Here is a 1,481-nt window from a genome sequence, read left to right as displayed (position 1 = left end):
AACAGAGGCCATCCAGACATTGCTGAACTTTGACCGCTCACTGGCCAAAGAGAAGGATAGATTTGGCAACACGGCTCTCCACATGGCTGCTTTTTGGGGTCACACAGAGGCCATCCAGACATTGCTGAACTTTGACCGTTCACTGGCTAAAGAGACGGATAACTATGGCAACACGGCTCTCCACGAAGCAGCTCGTAATGGCCGCACAGAGGCCATCCGGATATTGTTGAAAATTGAACCTTCCCTGGCCAAAGAGAAGAATAACAATGGCAATACGGCTCTCGACTTGGCTTGCCACATGGGTCACGAAGAGACCGCCAAGGTCTTACGGGCAGCCGTCGGCAACAAAGCGTCTCTTGTCCTAACAGACACCGTCAAGGCCGAGGTATTGTCGGACAGTGACCGATCCAGGCGCCTTCGGGATTTTCACGATGCTGCCAGCAGTGGCAACACAAGGTTGATCATGGAATTGCTGGAGATTGACCCCTCACTGGCCAAAGAGAAGGATGACGATGGCTGGTCGGCTCTTCACTTTGCTGCTGATAATGGCCAAACAGAGGCCATCCAAACATTGCTGAACTTTGAGCCCTCCCTGGCCAAAGAGAAGGATGATGCTGGCAGGACGGCTCTCTACTTAGCTGCTCGTAATGGTCACACAGAGGCCATCCGGACATTGCTCGACTTTGACCGCTTACTGGCCAAAGTGAAGAATAACGATGGCTGGTCGGCTCTCCACATAGCTGCTCTTAGAGACCAAACAGAGGCCATCCAGACATTGCTGAACTTTGACCGCTCACTGGCTAAAGAGAAGGATAACGATGGCGAAATGGCTCTCCACTTCGCGGCTGAACAGGGCCAAACAGAGGCCATCCAGACATTGCTGAACTTTGATCGTTCACTAGCCAAAGAGACGGATAAATATGGCGATACGGCTCTCGACTTGGCTATCGAGCTTGGCCACAGAAAGTGCAAGAAACTTCTTGAAGACTATGGAGCCCAACCATCGGGCAGCCTTCAACAGTGAGCAATAAAATTGTGCGGAGAACCGATTCTTGATTATTTCAAACCTCCACCTCATACTGCGCCAAACCCGGCGCAGTACCTTTGATCTCCCCATCCTGAATAAACTTCTTTTCACCAACGTTTCTCGACTTTAGTTTTCAGCTAGCACGCCGAGAAATAGCTGCATCAATTTTGGGAGAGACTAGTGCAGCTAAGCCTTGATATCCATACAGCTCCCCGTTCATCCTGAGCGGAGTCGAAGGATGTGGACTCCGAACCAACAATCAAGACCCTGCCAATTACCCTTAGCGCCCTTCGACTCCGCTCAGGATGAACGTAGATTGTTCACATCAAACTCATTGAAGTGACGTACTAGCATAAGACTTATTCCAATTCGCAGTGTCAAAAAAACAGACTACCCTGTATAAACTCAGCAACCTAACCGGTCTGGCAATGTACAGCTTTTACACCTTTCTACA

1 protein-coding gene is annotated in these 1,481 nt (G+C 50.0%); it reads left to right on the top strand.

Annotated features, from left to right (window positions below; all coding sequences use genetic code 11):
• On the top strand, positions 1-1,024 hold a 1,024-nt coding region (locus KDK19_RS03580; RefSeq protein ID WP_257291347.1), incomplete at its 5' end, for an ankyrin repeat domain-containing protein.
• Positions 1,025-1,481: the final 457 nt, after the last annotated feature.

Origin of the sequence: Endozoicomonas sp. ONNA1 (genome assembly GCF_024606325.1) — a bacterium.
Classification (GTDB): Bacteria; Pseudomonadota; Gammaproteobacteria; order Pseudomonadales; family Endozoicomonadaceae; genus Endozoicomonas_A.
This window is presented reverse-complemented; position numbering and strand designations above follow the sequence as displayed.